This window comes from Allomesorhizobium camelthorni, from assembly GCF_011045125.1.
GTDB classification, from domain to species: Bacteria; Pseudomonadota; Alphaproteobacteria; order Rhizobiales; family Rhizobiaceae; genus Allomesorhizobium; species Allomesorhizobium camelthorni.
Window position 1 is genome coordinate 1 of sequence record NZ_JAAKZF010000094.1, and the last position, 18,205, is coordinate 18,205.

Below are 18,205 nucleotides of genomic sequence, written 5' to 3' on the forward strand. Positions count from 1 at the left end.
TGAACTTGGTACCTCTCCGCAGGCGGTCTACACGCAGATACGGCTCGATCATGCACGCCATCTTCTGCTCAGAACCGACAGGTCGATTTCAAGCATCGCGCTGGAATGTGGCTTCTGCGACGGCTCGCATCTGAGCCGCGTCTTTCGTCTTCAGTACCTGCGGACGCCTCAAGAGTTCAGGTCGCAGCACGGGGAATCGCTGTCCTTGCATCGCGGCCCACGGCACCGTAATAGCCAGGAACCGGCGTCGGGTAGCGGGAACCAGTTTGGATGTAAATGACCCCTCAAACAGGGTCCTATTCCACAAAATCATATTATAGCGCCGGAGGTGCCACGATGCGCGGCAGCAGTGGCATAGCACAAATGCCGGTGATCGATCTGCATACTGGACCAAATTGTTGAGGTGGTGCAATTGCCTCTTCCGGGGTCAAAAAAGCCCTGCCGGTGGGGAGGTGCACCGGTAGGGCCACCACGCTTGGCACTGCGGCTCGCGTGGCCGCTCGAAGTCGACGACCGATGTTGCAGGCTGCGGTGGCCATCCACTACATCCTGGGAAGGTCAGCCGAAAGTCGAAATAATGTCATGCGGCAGATGAGTTTTTTGCGCGACTGTCGGGCCTGGCGCACATGATAGCGTCTGCACTGAACCGTCCGAATGAAGGCGCTTGTCTTCAAACTGTAAACCACCGCTTACAATTTGCTGACGCGGCGAAGTCTCTAGCAACTAAATCCTTGAGTCCTTGAGGTGTTGCCCAATACCGGCCCGGTCGAAGGAGGTACCCGGCCGTGGGGTGGGGCCGACGTTGTGGATTACAAGTGCGGCTGTGCACGCCCTAACGAGACCACCTAATCGGCGCTAGCTGCGTCGTCTCACGCGGAGCAACCCATGCATAAGAATTCCCTAGCAGCCACAGGCTTTCTCTGCCTGGGCGTTTTCGTCTTCTCGCTGCAGGACGCGGTCCTGAAAGGGCTCTCGGACACGTATCCCGTCACGCAAGCGATGACGGTTCGATCAATTGTCACATTGCCCATACTGCTGGTACTGGTACTCGCGACCGCGAGTATTCGGTCTCTTTTTTCCAAGCGTGCCGGGCTGCTGACTATTCGTGCTGTGATCCTCCTAGGTGCATACCTTTTCTACTATCTCTCGATCGCAGCGCTGCCTCTGGCCGATGCTGTCGCGCTCTTTTTTGTCGCTCCGCTCATCATTGCAGGGCTCGGAATTCTTTTCCTCGGTGAGCGACCTCACCGAGCCACCTTGATCGCTCTGGTGGTGGGTTTGGTCGGCGTGATCATCACGCTCCAACCGGGTCTTGCAGTCTTCGAATGGGCAGCTGCGTTGACCCTCTTGGCTGCAGCGCTGTACTCATCTGCCCAGATACTAGCGAGGAAACTTGGCGACAGCGAGGGCGCCGCGGTTATGACCTTCTATCAGAACTTGGCCTTGCTCATTGGCGCGCCCGCGCTGGCGGCGCTCGTGAGCTTAGGCGGCCTTGAAGATGCTGGTCACCCGAGTCTTACCTTTCTTATGCGCCCATGGGTCTGGCCAACGCTCAACGATGCGTTGCTGATGGCCGGCTGTGGCGTGATCGCATCTGCCGGAATGACATTGCTTTCCCAGGCTTACCGACTTGCCCCAGCGGGCAACGTCGCCGTCTTCGAGTACAGCGCCATCATTTGGGTTCCATTGTGGGGGCTGCTGTTCTTCGATGAAGTGCCGAGGTTCACTACCGTCCTCGGGGCAGCCCTAATCTGTGGAGCCGGGTTGTTCGCACTGATTGGGCAGAGCTCCGCTGAGAATGCAGCTGAACCGACTTAATTTGGTTCTCCACGATAACCGTCGGCGCGTCAACACCATGCGCCGTAGCGATTTTGGCACTTCGCACCTGAACAGAAGTGTGCCAAACGCGAAACCCGCGGATTGGTAACGTTGGGGAAGGAGTCATACTCTATTGAGTGCAGTTGGTGACACCAAGACGATCACACCGTCGGATATTCGTTCGCGAAAGGGCGGAACGCCACTCGTCTGCCTGACTGCATATACGACGCCGATCGCGAAGCTGGTTGATCGACACGGGGACATTGTTCTTGTCGGCGACAGCGTCGGCATGGTTCTCCACGGCCTGCCCTCGACGCTCGGCGTGACGCTGAAGATGATGATCATGCACGGCCAAGCCGTTCGACGCGGCATTAAACGGGCGCTGATGGTCGTCGAAATGCCGTTCGGTTCCTACGAGGAAAGCCCCGAGCAGGCTTTCCGCAGCCGCGCGCGTCTTGGCCGAAACTGGCTGCGCGGCGGTCAAGCTCGAAGGCGGTGAGACGGTGGCAGAGACGATCCTCTTCCTCACAGCGCGTGGCGTGCCTGTCATGGCCCACGTCGGCTTAACGCCGCAGGCGGTCAACATCTTCGGCGGCTACCGCGTGCAGGGCAGAGGCGAGGATGCCGAGCGCATCCGGCGCGATGCCCATGCCGTGGTCGGGGCGGGCGCCTTCGCGATCGTGCTGGAGAAGGTCCCTGAAGCGCTCGCCCGCCGGATCACCGCAGAAATCCCCATCCCGACGATCGGCATCGGGGCTTCGCCGGCCTGCGACGGCCAGATTCTGGTGGTCGACGACATGCTAGGCCTCTTTAGCGACTTCCGCCCGAAATTCGTCAAGCGCTACGCCGAGCTCGGGCAGGCCGCCGACGCGGCGATCGCGGACTACGCACGAGAAGTGAGGGAGCAGCGCTTTCCGTCCGCCGAGCATATATATATGGCGACACGCCCAAGGCAGTCAGAAAAGGAAAAACGACATGACTGTACCGATCGTCCGCACTGTCGCGGAGCTCCGCAAGACAGTGGCGCGCTGGCACGATGAGGGGTTGCGAGTTGCCGTGGTGCCGACCATGGGCGCCCTGCATGAGGGCCATCTCAGCCTGGCGCGCACTGCACTGGAGCGCGCCGACCGGGTGATCGTGACGCTCTTCGTCAATCCGAAGCAGTTCAACAGCCAGGCCGATCTCGCCGCCTATCCGCGCACCGAAGACGAGGATGCCGCCAAGCTGGCGTCGCTGGGCGTCCACCTGCTTTATATACCGGACGGCATCGAGATGTACCCAGAGGGGTTCGCCACTACTGTTGCCGTGAACGGCCTCAGCGAAGGTCTGTGCGGCGCGTTCCGTCCAGGGCATTTTGAAGGGGTAGCTACCGTGGTGGCAAAACTCCTCCTGCAGACCGGCGCCGATCTCGCCTTCTTCGGCGAGAAAGATTTCCAGCAGCTGCACGTGGTGCGGCGCATGGCGCGTGATCTGGACATTCCCATCGAGATCGTCCTGTGTCCTACCGTCCGTGAATCCGACGGGCTTGCGCTCTCCTCGCGTAACCTGCGCTTGTCGCGATCACAGCGGCAGGTCGCACCCAAGCTTGCAGCGATCCTGTTCGAGGCGGCTGCACGCATCGCCGGCGGAGCGCCGGTCGATGCGACGCTAGTCGAGGCGCGGTCGGCGATTGCCGCGGCAGGCTACGCCCGGGTGGAGTATCTCGAGCTGCGGGCCGAGGAGGATCTGGCGCCATTGCGCCCACTTGATAGACCCGGACGCATGCTCGCGGCCGCCTGGCTTGGCGAGACGCGGCTGATCGACAATGTCGAGGTGCCGTCGGGGCCAGGAGCCATCACGCGCACAGCGGCTTGAGACGGATCACGACCGACCATCACTTCGAACCGAGTGGTGCGTGGGGCGAATTGGACTAAACTTGGCAACACCCCACACCTCGCCATCATATGACGCTCGAAGGCAACCGCAAGGACGAGCACGGGTGTCACTTGGCAGTCAATTGCGAGAACGCGGTCGTTTCGGTCATATTTGGCTGTCACTTTATGGCGATCAGCTTGGGGTCAACCTTTGGCGCTGATCACCGTCGCGGTACGTATGAGATACGCCGGGCCATCGGCTTCGGCCAACCCGGCCGCGAATCGACCGCAGCGCCTCCGCGCTACATCGAACCGGCGTAGCGCCTCGAACAGCGGTTCGCGATGCCGCTGATGTTTGTCGTAGAGAGCATCAAAGATCGTGTTCGTCGTCGCACGCGGTTCGGGCGCATGGTGCACCCGCTGGCTCTCATCTGCTGCGCGGTTCGCCCTGCGGACAGCAGACAGCGAAGCCTCCACGGCCGCGAAAATGTCGCGACGGCGGCTCGATTCCGGAACCGGCCCGCCATTTTTGGGAGGTGATCCGTGCAGGTGCCTGGCGTGGATCATGCCATCCATCTCCTGACCGCACATTGCCATAGTCCTCTTTCAGCCGGCCGAGCCTCCCGACCGCTGGATCGATTATGACGATCCCCTCTGGAGAATGGTCTCTTTTGAAGAGCGCGACGGTCTGCGCCGTCTCTACCGCGTTTCAGCCTTTGCCATGGCCTCCTGTCCTTCCCTGCCCCGCACGCGGCGAAGTGCTGTCACTCTAGCGTGCAATGGCCTTGGAAAATCGCCTCACCTCACGAGAGGGAAGGATGTCGTCAACGTCGATCCTGTGCGGCAAACGTCACAGCGATAAGACAGAATGTAGAGTCGGGAAACGGCATCCAGCCAAGCAACGAGCTCGAGGATGCCGAGGTCTCAATCACCCACGAGTTCGATCCGTACGAGATCGGGCCGGCTCTTGAGTCGGCCTTCCCTGCCGCTTGCGAGCGGGCGGCGGCAAGGGAGACTGCGCGCGGCTGGTTAGCAACGCCTCGCTACCAATTTCATCAGTTGCCAGTCGCGCCCTTGCCGCCTTCGCTCTTCGCGGCTGCCGGGGATGGCCTCGCGATGTGCGGGCAAGGAAACCCGAACAGGAAAGGCCAAGCGCCGAGCCGGGAATACGGATACAGAGAGAAATCCAGCCGTTCTTCCGGAGCATCTCGGCGCTGCTCGACGTACCAATGCGTGCCATGCAAGCCGGCCTTGGCTTGGCTGCCATGGCCGGTTACCATGGCATGACGTCGTCGCCCTGTCATTAAAGTCGGGGGAGGCCGGCTGGCGCTCTTGGTTCAGTTACATGATTTTGGCCGGGTATTGCCCGCAAAGCATGAACACCCCGTCGCTGGTGCTTCTGGCCGTGCCGATTTCAGTAGGTCTCGGTTTTGCGCTTGGCGTGCTTGGCTACCGATATCCTGTTCCGGCCCACGCTGCTGGCGCTGCTCGATCTCATGCAGACGGTGCCTGCATTCGCCTACCTGATTCCGCTGCTGCTGCTGTTCGGCTTTGGACCGGTGGTCGGCCTGATCGCGAGTGCGATCTATGCGACGCCGCCCATGGTGAGAAACACCATGCTGGGCCTCGATCGCGTACCGAGCGACATCCGGGAATCCGGACTGATGGGCGGTTGCACGCGTCGGCAGCAGTTCTGAAAGGTCGAGGTGCCGACGGCATTGCCGCAAATCCTAATCGGCTTCAACCAGACCACAATGGCCGCCCTCTCCATGGTGATCGTCGCTGCCATCATCGGGGGCTTCCAAGATATCGGCTGGGAGGTTCTTTCCTCAATGCGCAAAGCCGAATTCGGGCAAAGCATTCTGTCGGGACTGGTCATCGCTATGTTGGATCATGATTGACCGGCTGACGCTGGGATTTGCCTAAGGACGCCCGAATGGCCCGACGCCCGTTATGGCGTGGCTAACCTGGGGTCGTCTCCCGATGATCGTGGCTGTTGTCCTCGCTGCGGCTGTCGCACAACGGCAGTTATGGCCTGATGCCTGGGCGTTGCCCTCGTCAGCGCGTCGAGCCATCCCTCAACACCCTGGATGCGCAAATTGAGAAATGGTCCAAGAGCGATGAACCTGCCGCTTTGTTCTACAGGTCCGAGGCATCGGCGCCGACGACCGGACGATATTCGCTTTCTATCTCGTTCCCGACTGCGTTCTCCTCCGCGATTGAAGCGTTACGCCTCGCCAATCAGGCCTGCGAGGCGTACGGATAACGGGTGGTTTCCGCAGACGGCGACCCCATCATGTGAGGCCTCCGCCGATCGGCACGATAAGCCATTAACCCTCAGTGGCGGGTGGGGCCCCGCAGTCGTGCCGATTTACAATCGAGACGCCATTGTTTCGGCCTCGAACTCATCGGCCGCATAAACAACCGTGAAAAAAACCGATGCGGTCACTTCATCAGCGCCTGGCGACCGCTGCGAAATTCACGCGGCGTCACACCATATCTCCGTTGAAAAAGGCGTCCCAAGTGTGACGAATCGCAATATCCGCTCTCGGCCGCGATCGCGGCAACGGGTTTGCCGGTTTCCGCCAGTAGATGACGGGCGTGCTCCAGGCGTATCTGCGTGTAGGCCTCTAGGGGTGACATTTTCAGCGCGAGGCGAAACCGTCGTTCAATGCGTCTTTTGTTGATCTGCATATGTGCCGCGATCTGCTCGATCGAAAGTGGTACATCGAGGTGCTGCTGCATAAGTAACAGAGCCTTCTTGACGATCTGGTCCCGGACGGGAACGTCGAGGCATATGGCCGGCTGCGGTGATTCCGCGGCCGCGGCCTCGTCGAACATCATGATCCGCAAGCTTTTCGCCGCCGGCGCCTTGCCGAGGTGACGCTCGACCAGAAAGGCTGCAAGATGCGCGGTGCTTGCCCCACCCGAACATGTCAGCCGATCCCGGTCAACGACGAAGATCTGATTGGAGACCGGTTTCAGTCCGTCGAAACGGCGTAGGAAATCCGAGTCGTGGAACCAGCTGACGCAACAGCGATAGCCGTCCATCAGCCCGGCCCGATGCAGGATGAACGAGCCGGTGCAAAGGCCAACGAGCGGTATGCCCAGCGCAGCAGCTTGGCGCAGATTTCCGTCGAGTTGCTCGTCGATCCATTGCATCTGATCGTCGATCAATCCGCCAACCACGACGATGTAGTCGAACCGGTTCAGGTTGCCGATCAGTTCGTGCGGCCGAATCGCGATGCCGCAGCTCGAATAGACGGCGCTCAAATCAGCGGAGATAACGCGCCACTGGCAACGGATCGGGCGGCTCCTGTCCCCTTCGTCAGCGGCGAGACGCAAAACGTCGATGAAGTTGGCGAAGGCGCTTAGGGTGAAGCGCTTTAAGAGCAGAAACCCGACCGAGAGACGGGGAGCAGCGTCGCCCCGCCGTCCAAGCTGAGGCCTCAAAGCGCGGCTAAGGATCATGTTGCGGTTGTCTCAAATCTTAGGCCGAAATGTCGCGATTATTCTTTTCGAATATTTGGATGAGGTCAATAGTGGCGGTCGCCAATCATCGTCACATGGGGAATGCTCGAATGACAGCGCAGCAGCCATTCTTGTCGAAACGCACTCCTACGAATGCGGCCCATGCCGGGCCAATCGTCTTCGCCTTTTATCTCGTTCCGGATTTCACGATGCTGGCTTTCACCTCGGCGATCGAGGCGCTGCGACTCGCCAATCGTGTGCTCGGCTACAAGGCATTTAACTGGCGTCTGGTTTCCGACGGCGGTGGAACGGTTCGCGCAAGCTGCGGTCTTTCCATGCCGACCGACAGCTACTTGGCGTTGGAGCGCAAGTGCCTGTTCGGCACGGACCGGCCGTCCATGGCGATCATCTGCGCGGACGAGAATGTGGAAGAATACTCCAACAAATCTCTGGAAGCGTGGCTGCGTGAATGCAAGCATCGGGGGATCGACGTGGGAGCACTCGGAACGGGCACCTACGTACTCGCCAAGGCGGGACTGCTGGCCAATAAGCGTTGCACGATTCACTGGGAGAAGCTGCCGGGCTTTGCCGAACGATTCAGCGGCACCGTTCCAAATACCAGCATTTATGAGATCGATGGCGGGATCTGGACCTGTGCCGGCGGCTCGGCCCCGTTCGACATGATGCTGCACCTGATCGAGCGGGAGTTCGGCGAGCAGACGGCGGCCGGCATCTGCGAGCTGGCATTGGTCGAGCGAGTGCGGGCGCCCGGCGAGCGTCAACGGCTGCCTTTGTCGCGCCGGTGCGGAATATTGAATGAGACGGTTATCAAAGCGATCCAACTAATGGAGCTACACCTGACGGAACTGTTGTCCATGGACGACCTCGCCGCCAGTCTCGACCTGTCCCGCCGCCAGATCGAGAGGCTGTTCCGGCGCGAACTCGATTGCTCGCCGGTCCGCTACTATCGCCAGTTGCGGCTCGAGCGGGCTAGGCTGCTGCTCACGCAATCGACCATGCCGATCGTGGATATCGCCGTTGCCTGCGGCTTTATTTCGGCCTCACACTTCTCCAAGTGCTACCGAGAGACGAACGGCACCTCGCCTCAGGAAGCTCGCAAAACTAGGCTTCGGCCAGCGCAGCACCCCGTGGCAGCCGGTCCGGCAATTGCTAACGTCAAACTGCCCGGACAGACTTTCGTGGAAGCGGCGTAGACACGGATAGGGCGAGATTCAGGTGCTACATCTGGCGCCTTCTCGGCTCCTAATCCGGATTCGCCGTGGCGTCAAAGGCGCGGCGAACCCAATCGCAGAAAGCGCTGGCCGCTTTTGAAGGCCGGTGGTTGTTCGGGGTTACAAGGTAGAATGAGTGACGCAACACGGCCGGCGCCAGGACCGGCTGGACGAGCGAACCTGACGCCAGAAAGCGCGCGATGAGGGGCATACCGATTAGGGCGAAACCCTGTCCGTCGAGCACTGCCTGAACCAAGTTCGTATAGGTGTTGACGGTGATGCCGCCTTGCGACGCCCGCCACTCCAAGCCCTGGGTGCGGAACCAATGCGACCAGCGCGTCTGCTCCTCGTAAGGCCCGTCCAAATGGATCAACGGATGCCGAGCCATGTCCTCAGGGGGGAGTTGCTGACCGGACTGTACAAAGTCCCCGGCGCACGTCGGCGCTATTACTTCGCGGACAAGGTGATCCGCATTGACATTGCTGAACGGCGGGGTGCCATAGCGTATCGCAACATCGATGTTCTCCTCGACCAAGTCGAGATAACGGTCCGAAATCACAAATCGAAGCTCAATTTCAGGATGTTTCTGCCGGAACCCGCCGATATTTGGCATCAGCCAGTAGGTCGTGAAGCCGGCTGTGGCAGTCACATTGACCATATTCTTGTCGGCATGCTTGCTGATCTCTGCGGTCGCGCGCACCGCCTGCTCCAACGCGCCCGAGATCGCGCGATGATAGCGTTCGCCCACCTGTGTCAGGCTCAACGCGCGATGCAGGCGGTGGAAGAGCGGCACGCCCAGAAAGTCTTCCAAAGCTCTGATCTGCTGGCTGACGGCAACCCGCGTGACGTTCAGTTCGGTTGCCGCACGCGTAAAACTAAGTAGCCGCCCGGCAGCCTCAAACGACACCAAAAGATTGGGGGAAGGCAGGGTGGAACGAAGCCTTTGCATAAAGCTCAGCTTAACGATGGCGTAGGCATTTCTCAAGTTGAAAAGCAGGCAGGCATCTCTAATGTCCAAGAATGGCGATCGTGTCGGGCACGTTTTCGGCTCATGGTTTGCGATCCAGAGTCGAGCCGAATAGGGCTTTGCATCGGCTTATTTCAAAGCGGAGCAAGCGCTTTCAACAAGGAGCGGGAATGGAGTGGCACATTGAGTGCGAGGGCGTCTGGAAGATTTTCGGACCCGACGGAAAGACCGCATTGCAGGCGATCCGCAACCAGGCGCTGGACAAGAACTCAACCAAGCACCGTTTGAACCATATTGTCGGCGTCGCGGATGTTTCGCTGAAGATCCGCCGCGGCGAACTCTTCTGCATCATGGGTTTGTCCGGCAGCGGCAAGTCAACCCTGCTACGGCATATCAACCGGCTGATAGAGCCGACCGCTGGCCGCATCAGCGTCGGCGGCGCCGACACCGCCGACATGGATAAGAAGGCGCTCAGCCGACTGCGTTCGAAGACCATCGGCATGGTGTTTCAGCACATGGCACTGTGGCCGCACCGCAGCCTGCAGGACAATGTTGCCTACGGACTGGAAATTCAGGGGATTGCGAAGAAGGAGCGTCGGCGCATCGCCGCCGAGATGCTGGCGATGATGAAGCTCGACGGGTGGGAAGAGCATTATCCAGACGAGCTTTCTGGCGGCATGCAGCAGCGCGTCGGGCTCGCTCGCGCTCTCGCCTCCGATCCCGACATCCTGCTGATGGACGAGCCGTTCAGCGCGCTCGATCCGCTGATCCGCCGCGATCTTCAGACACAATTCCTCGATCTTTCGCAGAGGCTGCACAAGACGACGCTGTTCGTCACCCACGACCTCGACGAGGCAATACGCCTCGGCGACCGCATCGCGATCATGAGGGATGGCGAGATCGTCCAGGTCGGCACGCGCGAGGACATTATTCTCAATCCGGCCAACGACTATGTCGCCGACTTCGTCCGGCCGCTGGCGCGCAGCCAGTTTCTGAAGGCCGATGCGGTGATGAATTCGCTGACGGAGACCGAACTCGCGACAAACAGGCGTCCCGAACATTGCGTCCCCTGGGATGCGAGCCTGCAGCATGTCATCGAGAAGATCGCGGCGGTGCGCCAACCAATCGGTGTCGTCAGAGACGATGCGATCGTCGGCCTGATCGACCCATACACCCTGCTCGGTGCATTGCGCACGGCCGAGCCGATCGCCTGACTGGCGGTACCGATCCCATAAAAAGAACAGCAGGGAACACAAATGGAAACCTTCGATTTTTCTGATCCGTTTCAGATGTTCACTATTCCCGTCGGCGAATGGGCTTCCGAGGCGACCAAATGGATCGTCACGAATTTTCGTTACGTGTTCCAGAACATTAAGCTCCCGATTGATTTCATCCTCTCCGGCATCGAGGCCGGGCTTCGCGGTTGCCCGCCGCTGGTTTTCATCGGATGCGCATTCCTGCTGGCGTGGCAGGTCGCGGGCATGAGAACTGCGGTATTCGTCGCCGCGGCCCTGTTCGCGATCGGCTCGATCGGCGCATGGCCGGAGGCGATGACGACGCTCGCCATCGTGCTGACCGCTGTGTTCTTCTGCTGCGTCACCGGGATACCTCTTGGCATCTTGGCTGCGCAGAACGACCTCTTCGAGAAGGTCCTGCGGCCCGCGCTCGATTTCCTCCAGACCATTCCCTCTTTCGTCTATCTCGTCCCGATCGTCATGCTGTTCGGCATCGGTAACGTCTCTGGCGTTATCGTGACGATCATCTATGCTCTGGCGCCAGTGGTGAGGCTCACCAATCTCGGCATCAGGCAGGTGCGCGAAGACCTTGTGGAGGCTTCAACGGCATTTGGAGCCAGCCGGCTGCAGACGCTCCTCAACGTGCAATTGCCGCTAGCACGCCCGGCGATCATGACCGGCGTCAACCAGACGATCATGCTGTCGCTGTCGATGAGCGTGATAGCGTCGATGATCTCCGTGACAGGCCTTGGCCAGATGGTGCTGCGGGGGATCGGACGGCTCGATATTGCGCTCGCGACCACGGGCGGCCTTGGCATCGTGCTGACGGCGATGGTCATCGACCGCATTTCGCAAGGCCTTGGCAGGTCTGCGCGCGACCGCGCCCACAAAGGTTGGAAGGAGACCGGTCCCGTCGGCGCGGTCAGACGCCTGATGGCGCTGATACCCGCCAGCAGGACGGTGCCGGCGCGCTTGCCGCAACAAGAAGAGTAAGTCTTGCTTTACATGGAAGGTAGTTTTTGTGGCGTTTACAACCCACAAGTCAATTCCGATAGTGGACCAAGCGTCAACCAAATTTAACAAAAAGGGGAACTGTCAATGAACATGAGAACAAGCATAGTGCGCAATCTATCGGTCTGTGTCGCGCTGCTCACGGCAGGCGTAACCACCGGCTATGCACAGATGCCTGGTGAAGGGAAAACCGTTCAGCCGATCACGACCGGTCAGAGCGGCCACGTCTTCCAACATGAAGTGGTGCGGCTCGGCCTGGAAGCGCTCGGCTACGAGGTAAAGCCGGCGCTCGAAGCCGATTATCCGGCGCTGCATCTGGCAATCGGCCAAGGTCAGGCGGACTATACGGCCACCCACTGGGTTCCCCTCCACCAGGGTTTCTACGACGCAGCCGGCGGCGACCAGACACTGGAGCGCGTTGGTGTGCTGATCGCGGGCGCGGGGCAGGGCTACTTCATCGACAAGGCCACGGCGGAAAAGAACAGCATCACCAAGCTCGATCAGTTTGCTTCGCCCGAAATTGCCAAGCTGTTCGATAGCGACGGGGACGGGAAAGCCAACCTCACCGGCTGCAATCCCGGCTGGGGATGCGAGCGCGAGATCGAACACCAGATAGATGCGTACAAGCTACGCGATACTGTTTCCCACAATCAGGGAAGCTACTTTGCCCTGATCGCCGACACGATCACGCGCTATCAGGCAGGCCAGCCGATCTTCTACTACACTTGGTCGCCGCAATGGGTGGGATCGGTGCTCCGGCCAGGCCGTGACGTCATCCAACTGGACGTACCGTTCTCGGCTGCGACCGACGGCAGCGACACCGCTTTGGCGGACGGCTCGAATCCAGGCTTCAAGGTCAACGACATCGACATTCTGGCTAACAAGCAGTTCCTCGCCAAGAATCCCGCCGCAAAGAAATTCTTCGAGCTGGTCAAAATCCCGCTCGATGACGTGAACGCTGTGATTCTTCGCCAGCATGAGGGTGAAGAGAAGCCGGAACAGATCACCCACCAGGCACACGACTGGGTGGCCAAGAACCAGGCGCAGTTCGATTCCTGGGTCAAGGAAGCGGCGACCGCTCAATAAACTCGGAGGTCCGTCGGTCCGAAGTATTGAAGACCGGACGTGCGGTGTCATACCGCGGCCGCACGCCTGGACGTATTGCGCCTTGAATGGCCAATCCTGTGACGAAGCGGGAGCGGATAGTCCAACCCTTCGAGTATTCACCGATCGGGTCACGAGCGCTCTCCATCAGAACCAATTTATCGGAGCAGCCATGAAAAAGAAAATGAAGCTCGGCCTTTCGATGCGCTACTTGGGATATCACCTCGGCTCGTGGCGGCATCCCGAAGTTCTCCCGGACGGCTCGTCGGTGTTTGAATGCTTCCTCGACGTGGTCAAAACGGCAGAAAATGCCAAGTTCGATATGGTCTTCCTCGCGGACGGCATCGGCATCCGGTCGAATGACGAGCCCCGTGGCTCGCTTGCGCGCTCGCGCCAGAATGTCGAGCTGGAACCGCTGACTCTGCTTTCGGCGCTGGCGCCGCTTACAAAGAACATCGGCCTCGTCGCCACAGCCTCCACAACTTACAATGAGCCTTATCATATCGCTCGCAAATACGGGTCAATCGACCAGATCAGCGGTGGGCGCGCCGGGTGGAACATCGTCACCTCTTGGTCCGATCAAGAGGCGTGGAACTTCAATCGCAGCGAACACCTGAATTACGAAACGCGCTATGAGCGCGCGGAAGAATTCGTGGACGTCGTAACCGGCCTCTGGGACAGCTGGGACGCCGACTCATTCGTGCACGACAAAAACTCCGGCATCTTCTACGACGAGGAGAAAATGCATGTGCTGGGACATGTCGGCAAGCACTTCTCGGTGCGTGGCCCTCTCAGTGTGCGGCGCTCGCCCCAAGGGCGACCGATCCTCGTTCAGGCCGGCACGTCGGAGATCGGTCAGCGAATCGCGGCGCAACATTCCGACGTAGTGTTTGCCGCGAAGCAAGATCTCGAGGATGCCCAGAAATACTACTCATCGGTTAAGTCGCGCATGCGCGATTTCGGCCGCCACGCGGATGACCTTCTGATCATGGTTGGATTGACGGCGATCGTCGGCCGCACGCGGCAGGAAGCACAGGACAAATTGCACCAGTTGGAATCATTGATCGACCCATTGGTTGGCCTGTCGCTGCTCTACCGTTCGTTCGGCGATCTTTCCCATCTACCTCTCGACGGCCCCGTGCCGCTTCCAAGAGAAGGACATGCCGGACTGCAGAGCAGCGCACGCCTCTACTACGACCTCGCACAAAAGAACGGCTGGAGCATTCGCCAACTCTACAAGAAGATAGGCATGGCGCAGGAGCACAAGACCGTGGTCGGTACGGCTGAGGACGTCGTCGATGAAATGGAGGCGTGGGTCGAGGCTGGCGCGGCGGATGGCTTCAACGTCACGCCTACCCATCTGCCGCACGGCATCAACGACTTCGTCGAATTCGTTGTTCCGGAATTGCGTCGCAGGGGTCGGTTCAGGACCGAATACGAAGGCCGGACCCTGCGCGAGAACCTAGGCGTTCCGACACCGGCGAGCCGGTACGCCTAAATACCCGAACTCGCCTGACTGACGACAAGCGGTGGCCCGAGCGGCCAGACCGCCAAGTGCAAAGGTAAGCCATGAATGAGAGAGTATACCAGCCGATCGAAGCAGGCGACCCGGCTGACGATCTACGCATGTTCCGCCGCTGCCTCGGGCAATTCGGAACGGGAGTCGCGATCATTACCACGCGCAGCGACGGACAGAATGCCGGCGTCACCGTGAATTCAGTCGCGTCCGTGTCCCTCGAACCGCCGCTCGTGTTGTGGTCGATCAGCCGACAATCCCGCAGCTTCGGCGCTTTTCAGGACGCGCCGGGGTTCGCCATCAACATCTTGTCCAAAGACCAGATCGAGCTGTCGCGGCATTTCTCCAGTTCAGCCGTGCATAAGTTCACCGGCGTTCCAAGCCGCAATGGTCATCACGACATTCCACTGCTTGATGGGGCTGTCGCACATATAGAGTGCTCGCAGGAAGCCGCTTACGATGGTGGCGATCACGTCATCATGATCGGGCGTGTGAGCCGGGTCAGCCGTTACAGTGGCGATCCGCTTCTGTTCGTCCAGGGCCGCTATGTTGTCGCGGCAGATCATCCCGACGTCGACGCCACCACTGCGGCCAACGGAACGTCGGCACCGCCGCAGATTGCTGTCGATAGCGCCTTGATTCCGCTTCTCTTCGAGGCGCATTACGCACTTTCCGCCAAGTTCGACGAACACCGTCGCGCGGAGGGTTTAAGCCGTACCGTGGCAAGGATCCTGGCCATTCTGCAGGACAGCCCCGGGCTCACGGCGCACGAGGTCGCCAGGAAGACCTATATCGGGATTCGCGACGCGGAAGACGCTCTGGCGGAACTGTGCCTTAAAGACCAGGTGGTGCGCGTCGGGAATGGCGACTATACGCTGACCCAGGCGGGCCGCGAGCGTCGCGAAGCCATCAAAAGGCGTTGGCTCGACTTTCAGTCCGAGGAGATGTCCGGAATCTCCCAGGGCGAGTTGAACGCCGCATCAAGCGCATTGTCGAAATTGCTCGCAAACGCCAGTTGTGAATCAGCCCTTTAATTGCGGTTAAGCGCATAGATGAAGCCGGCGCAGGCGCCGGTCAGATCGACCGGGCCGGCGCGGCCAAGGCCGAGCCTGTGCGCGACCAGCGGCGCGCTCGGCGGCAGGAGGTGGTCGAGCGTCGAGGTGGCGAGGAGCAGCAAGCCGATTTCGCTGCGATCAGTGCCGGCATTCTCCAGCGCCATGTCGCCGGCATGCGCGGCAAGGCCGGACAGCGTGTCCTCTTCCGTTGCCCAGAAGCGTGAACGGATGCCGGTGCGCCGCTCGATCCAGCCATGTTCGAGGCAAAGACTGTTTTCGATTTCGACGTTCGCCACTTTTCGTCCCGGCGCATGATGGCCAAACCATCTGCGTAAGCTGCAGGAGCGCATCTCCAAGGTCATTGTCGACGGTGCCAGGGGCAAGGCCGAGCGGCCGGATATGGCATGGCTTCAAGGTGGAGATTCTGCCGATCCTGCCCGAAGAGGCTCTTAAGCTTAAGGCGGGCGGCTTGACGGCCAATGCCCGCGAAGCTGATAATCTGGCCGAGTTGACGGGTATGCATCGGAACACCCTGCGCAACCCGTCATGGGAGGTAAGCGCGTAGGCGGCCCCCGTAGCGTGTTTGGGGGCGGAAGTATCAGGTTCTCCTGGATGATATGTTTCAGGAGAATCCAGACCAATGAGTCATTTGTGATCTCGAGAAGCTCGCAGTTTTCTGGCAACCGCATTGGGCCGTCTCGAACTACGATCTGAAATTTGTCGATCTGCCAAGGGGCACGCCGGAATTCTATTCCGATCCTGCCTACGTCCCCAATCCCGACGTGACGGGAGATTGCGACTTCCTTCCTACGCGCGTGTTCAAAACGGTCTGGCCCGGGTTCGAGGACAAGTGGCCAGCCGCGTATGAAGTCCTGAAAGGCTTCACTCTTTCCACCGACGCACAGCAGCGTTTGATGGGCACCGTGGACGTCGACGGGCGAGCGATCGACGCGGTGACATCCGAATGGGTCAATGGAACATCTCCGTTTGGCGGCCGATCGTGGATGCAGCAATCAAGTAAGGCCACAGAGCATGTCTCAGCCCAATTCCTCTCCAGCCGTTTCCTGTAAAGGCGTCTGGCAGGTCTACGGCCCCAATGCCCGGAAAGAGCTGCGACGTGCGCTGTTGGAGACCGGAAACGACGCCCTCGCAGCGGCAGCACTGTTGCGGCAACGCGGTCTGGTTCCCGCGATTCAGAACGTCAGTTTCGAAGTGGCCGAAGGCGAAGTCTTTGTGATCATGGGTCTGTCCGGATCGGGTACCTTCGCAGCGTTTCGGTCTGCCGCGATTTGAGTGGAGATACGGCGTGGCACCTTCTCGTGCCAAAAATACTTGTGCCGGCGGTCCTAGTAGCCCGCTTCCCTGTTGAACAACGGAAAGACGTCAAGCCCGAGTTCGAGGCGGCGGACATTGTTTGCGATCACGGCGGCTGCGCTGGATGCAAACGTCGCCCCAGACATATGTGGTGTCACAAACACGCGCGGATGAGACCAGTATGGATGCTCGACAGGAAGCGGCTCCTGGGCAAATGCATCCAATGCCGCGCCCGCAAGGTGGCCGCGATCGAGGGCTTCGAGCAGCGACTCGTCATGGACGACCGCTCCGCGGCTAATGTTGATAAAGAATCCACCCTGACGCATCGCGGCAAAGATACTGGCATCCAGGAAATGGCGGGTTTTGTGTGAGAGGGGCAGCGCATTGATGATCACATCGGTGTTGCCCAAGAACTCCGCGAGGGAATCCGTCCCGTGATAGCAGTCCACCCCTTCGATCTGTCGCTTGCTGCGGTCCCACCCGCTCACGGCATATCCAAAATCACTGATGCGGCTGGCGACTTCCGTGCCGATGCGACCCAGGCCGAACACCCCCGCGCGAAACTCTCTCGTGGGGACGATTTGCTTGCGATGCCAGACACGGCCTTTCTGTTGGGAGCGGTAATCCCCATAGCGCCTGTGGAAGGTAAGCACCCAGTAGAGGGCGTGGGCCGCCATGTCACGGGCGACGGCCGGGTCGGCGAGCAGGATCACGGGAACGTCGGGCAAGCTTGTATCTGCCACGAAATGCTCTGCCCCGGCGCCGAGCGAAAAAATCGCCTTCAGGTTGGGATAGCGTTTGAGGTCCCCGGCCGGATGGTTCCAGACCATCGCATAGACGACCTCGTCAGGGTCGATGGATTCTCCAAACACTTTGACGGGCAATTCCGGAAGCTGGCGGCTGATTTCCTTGCGCCAGCTCTCGTTGTCGTAGCCATGGTTGTTCAACAGGATGGTCATGGGTCGGGGTGCCCCCGTTGGAGGAGAATCATCTCGCACGGAAGGGGCGGTTGGTCGTTCGACCCCGTGCAAAGGCTTCCGCAGACGAAAGGGCGCTGGAAACGCCGGCTAGCGTCGGCCGAGGTTTCCAGCTGTTGACTTAGTAGCGGTACGAAGGATCAACGCGATCGCACTGGCGCAACAGCGCCGGCCACTCATATTTGCCAAGCGGGAAATCGTCGTACTGGCGGTGGGCCAGACGCCAGATTTCCTCGGTGCTCTTATCGAGCTTCAGGCCCGTGGAATAGGCATCGATCAACACGCGGCAGGCGCGGACCGTGTAATAAAGATTCATGAAGGCCTCACCGGCGGTCGCACCGACCGCGAGGAACCCGTGGTTCTTCATGATCAGGCACTTTTTGCCCTCCATGTTCTTGGCAAGACGATCCCGCTCCTCAAGCGTCAGAGACAGTCCTTCCCAGTCATGGTAGCCGATGTCGCCCCAGAGCATCGAGCCGTCCTGGGTCAGGAATTCCAGACCGTCCTGCAGCGCCGTGATGGCGAGGCCTGCCGGCGCGTGGCTGTGGAACACGACTTTCATGTCGTGATGGGTGTTGTGGATCGCCGAATGGATTACAAAACCTGCCGTATTGACGTCTGGAGGGCCGTACAGAACCTTTCCCTGTTCGTC

General features: G+C 60.0%; 18 protein-coding genes and 2 pseudogenes. 14 read left to right on the forward strand and 6 right to left on the reverse strand.

Annotation, left to right across the window (positions count from 1 at the left end; all coding sequences use genetic code 11):
* From G6N73_RS30565 to panC, 4 genes and pseudogenes are all read left to right on the forward strand, one after another.
* A partial coding sequence (locus G6N73_RS30565; protein ID WP_165033696.1) for a helix-turn-helix domain-containing protein occupies nt 1-280 on the forward strand: 280 nt, incomplete at its 5' end.
* Between the two features lie 605 nt (nt 281-885).
* A complete protein-coding gene (locus G6N73_RS30570) occupies nt 886-1,818 on the forward strand; it encodes a DMT family transporter (RefSeq protein WP_165033697.1) in 933 nt (310 codons plus the stop codon).
* Nucleotides 1,819-1,951: 133 nt separating this feature from the next.
* Nucleotides 1,952-2,858, forward strand: a pseudogene (panB, locus tag G6N73_RS30575) (3-methyl-2-oxobutanoate hydroxymethyltransferase).
* Entirely contained in the window at nt 2,794-3,672 is an 879-nt protein-coding gene (gene panC, locus G6N73_RS30580; RefSeq protein ID WP_165033698.1) for a pantoate--beta-alanine ligase, read from the forward strand. Before panB ends, panC begins: the two are co-directional and overlap by 65 nt.
* Nucleotides 3,673-3,875: 203 nt before the next feature.
* On the opposite strand, the gene G6N73_RS30585 is transcribed toward panC, so the two are convergent.
* Nucleotides 3,876-4,247: a hypothetical protein gene (locus tag G6N73_RS30585; protein ID WP_165033699.1), complete on the reverse strand. Its 372-nt coding sequence runs from the start codon at nt 4,245-4,247 to the stop codon at nt 3,876-3,878.
* 869 nt (nt 4,248-5,116) lie between these two features.
* On the opposite strand from G6N73_RS30585, the gene G6N73_RS37445 reads away from it, so the two are divergent.
* Both G6N73_RS37445 and G6N73_RS37450 read left to right on the forward strand, forming a co-directional pair.
* Nucleotides 5,117-5,368: an ABC transporter permease subunit gene (locus tag G6N73_RS37445; protein WP_246252705.1), complete on the forward strand. Its 252-nt coding sequence runs from the start codon at nt 5,117-5,119 to the stop codon at nt 5,366-5,368.
* A 9-nt stretch (nt 5,369-5,377) separates the two neighbouring features.
* Nucleotides 5,378-5,572 (forward strand): hypothetical protein, encoded by a 195-nt coding sequence (locus G6N73_RS37450; protein ID WP_246252706.1) that lies wholly within the window; start codon nt 5,378-5,380, stop codon nt 5,570-5,572.
* 544 nt (nt 5,573-6,116) lie between these two features.
* Here the strand turns inward: G6N73_RS37450 and G6N73_RS30595 are convergent.
* Nucleotides 6,117-7,142, reverse strand: a complete 1,026-nt coding sequence (locus G6N73_RS30595) for a GlxA family transcriptional regulator (protein WP_165033700.1) — start codon at nt 7,140-7,142, stop codon at nt 6,117-6,119.
* Nucleotides 7,143-7,351: 209 nt separating this feature from the next.
* Here G6N73_RS30595 and G6N73_RS30600 point away from each other — a divergent pair, with 209 nt between their 5' ends.
* The gene (locus G6N73_RS30600; protein ID WP_246252709.1) at nt 7,352-8,356 is read left to right on the forward strand and encodes a GlxA family transcriptional regulator; all 1,005 of its coding nucleotides are present in this window, start codon (nt 7,352-7,354) and stop codon (nt 8,354-8,356) included.
* Nucleotides 8,357-8,405: 49 nt separating this feature from the next.
* Here the strand turns inward: G6N73_RS30600 and G6N73_RS30605 are convergent, their stop codons facing one another.
* A complete protein-coding gene (locus tag G6N73_RS30605; RefSeq protein ID WP_246252707.1) occupies nt 8,406-9,392 on the reverse strand; it encodes a LysR substrate-binding domain-containing protein in 987 nt (328 codons plus the stop codon).
* Between the two features lie 119 nt (nt 9,393-9,511).
* Here G6N73_RS30605 and G6N73_RS30610 point away from each other — a divergent pair, with 119 nt between their 5' ends.
* The 5 genes from G6N73_RS30610 (at nt 9,512) to G6N73_RS30630 (ending at nt 15,241) form a co-directional block, all read left to right on the forward strand.
* Nucleotides 9,512-10,555, forward strand: a complete 1,044-nt coding sequence (locus tag G6N73_RS30610; RefSeq protein WP_165033701.1) for a quaternary amine ABC transporter ATP-binding protein — start codon at nt 9,512-9,514, stop codon at nt 10,553-10,555.
* 42 nt (nt 10,556-10,597) lie between these two features.
* Entirely contained in the window at nt 10,598-11,569 is a 972-nt protein-coding gene (locus tag G6N73_RS30615) for an ABC transporter permease subunit (protein WP_165033702.1), read from the forward strand.
* A 105-nt stretch (nt 11,570-11,674) separates the two neighbouring features.
* Complete coding sequence (proX, locus tag G6N73_RS30620) at nt 11,675-12,673, forward strand: glycine betaine/L-proline ABC transporter substrate-binding protein ProX (protein ID WP_165033703.1); 999 nt, start codon at nt 11,675-11,677, stop codon at nt 12,671-12,673.
* An 82-nt stretch (nt 12,674-12,755) separates the two neighbouring features.
* Nucleotides 12,756-14,189 (forward strand): LLM class flavin-dependent oxidoreductase, encoded by a 1,434-nt coding sequence (locus G6N73_RS30625; protein WP_343044805.1) that lies wholly within the window; start codon nt 12,756-12,758, stop codon nt 14,187-14,189.
* Nucleotides 14,190-14,317: 128 nt separating this feature from the next.
* Complete coding sequence (locus G6N73_RS30630) at nt 14,318-15,241, forward strand: flavin reductase (protein WP_246252708.1); 924 nt, start codon at nt 14,318-14,320, stop codon at nt 15,239-15,241.
* Between the two features lie 8 nt (nt 15,242-15,249).
* On the opposite strand, the pseudogene G6N73_RS30635 reads toward G6N73_RS30630, so the two are convergent.
* A pseudogene (locus tag G6N73_RS30635) lies at nt 15,250-15,612 on the reverse strand (3-oxoacyl-ACP synthase); the annotation flags it as partial.
* 375 nt (nt 15,613-15,987) lie between these two features.
* Here G6N73_RS30635 and G6N73_RS38845 point away from each other — a divergent pair.
* Together G6N73_RS38845 and G6N73_RS30645 are read left to right on the forward strand one after the other, a co-directional pair.
* Complete coding sequence (locus tag G6N73_RS38845; protein ID WP_425484173.1) at nt 15,988-16,332, forward strand: glycine betaine ABC transporter substrate-binding protein; 345 nt, start codon at nt 15,988-15,990, stop codon at nt 16,330-16,332.
* The gene (locus G6N73_RS30645) at nt 16,295-16,555 is read left to right on the forward strand and encodes a P-loop NTPase family protein (protein WP_165033705.1); all 261 of its coding nucleotides are present in this window, start codon (nt 16,295-16,297) and stop codon (nt 16,553-16,555) included. The genes G6N73_RS38845 and G6N73_RS30645 overlap by 38 nt, the downstream gene beginning before the upstream one ends.
* Before the next feature lie 53 nt (nt 16,556-16,608).
* Here G6N73_RS30645 and G6N73_RS30650 read toward each other — a convergent pair whose 3' ends face one another.
* Nucleotides 16,609-17,535 carry a 2-hydroxyacid dehydrogenase gene (locus G6N73_RS30650; RefSeq protein WP_165033706.1) on the reverse strand — a complete coding sequence of 309 codons (927 nt, stop codon included), beginning with the start codon at nt 17,533-17,535 and terminating at the stop codon, nt 16,609-16,611.
* 139 nt (nt 17,536-17,674) lie between these two features.
* A partial coding sequence (locus G6N73_RS30655) for a class II aldolase/adducin family protein (RefSeq protein ID WP_165033707.1) occupies nt 17,675-18,205 on the reverse strand: 531 nt, incomplete at its 5' end.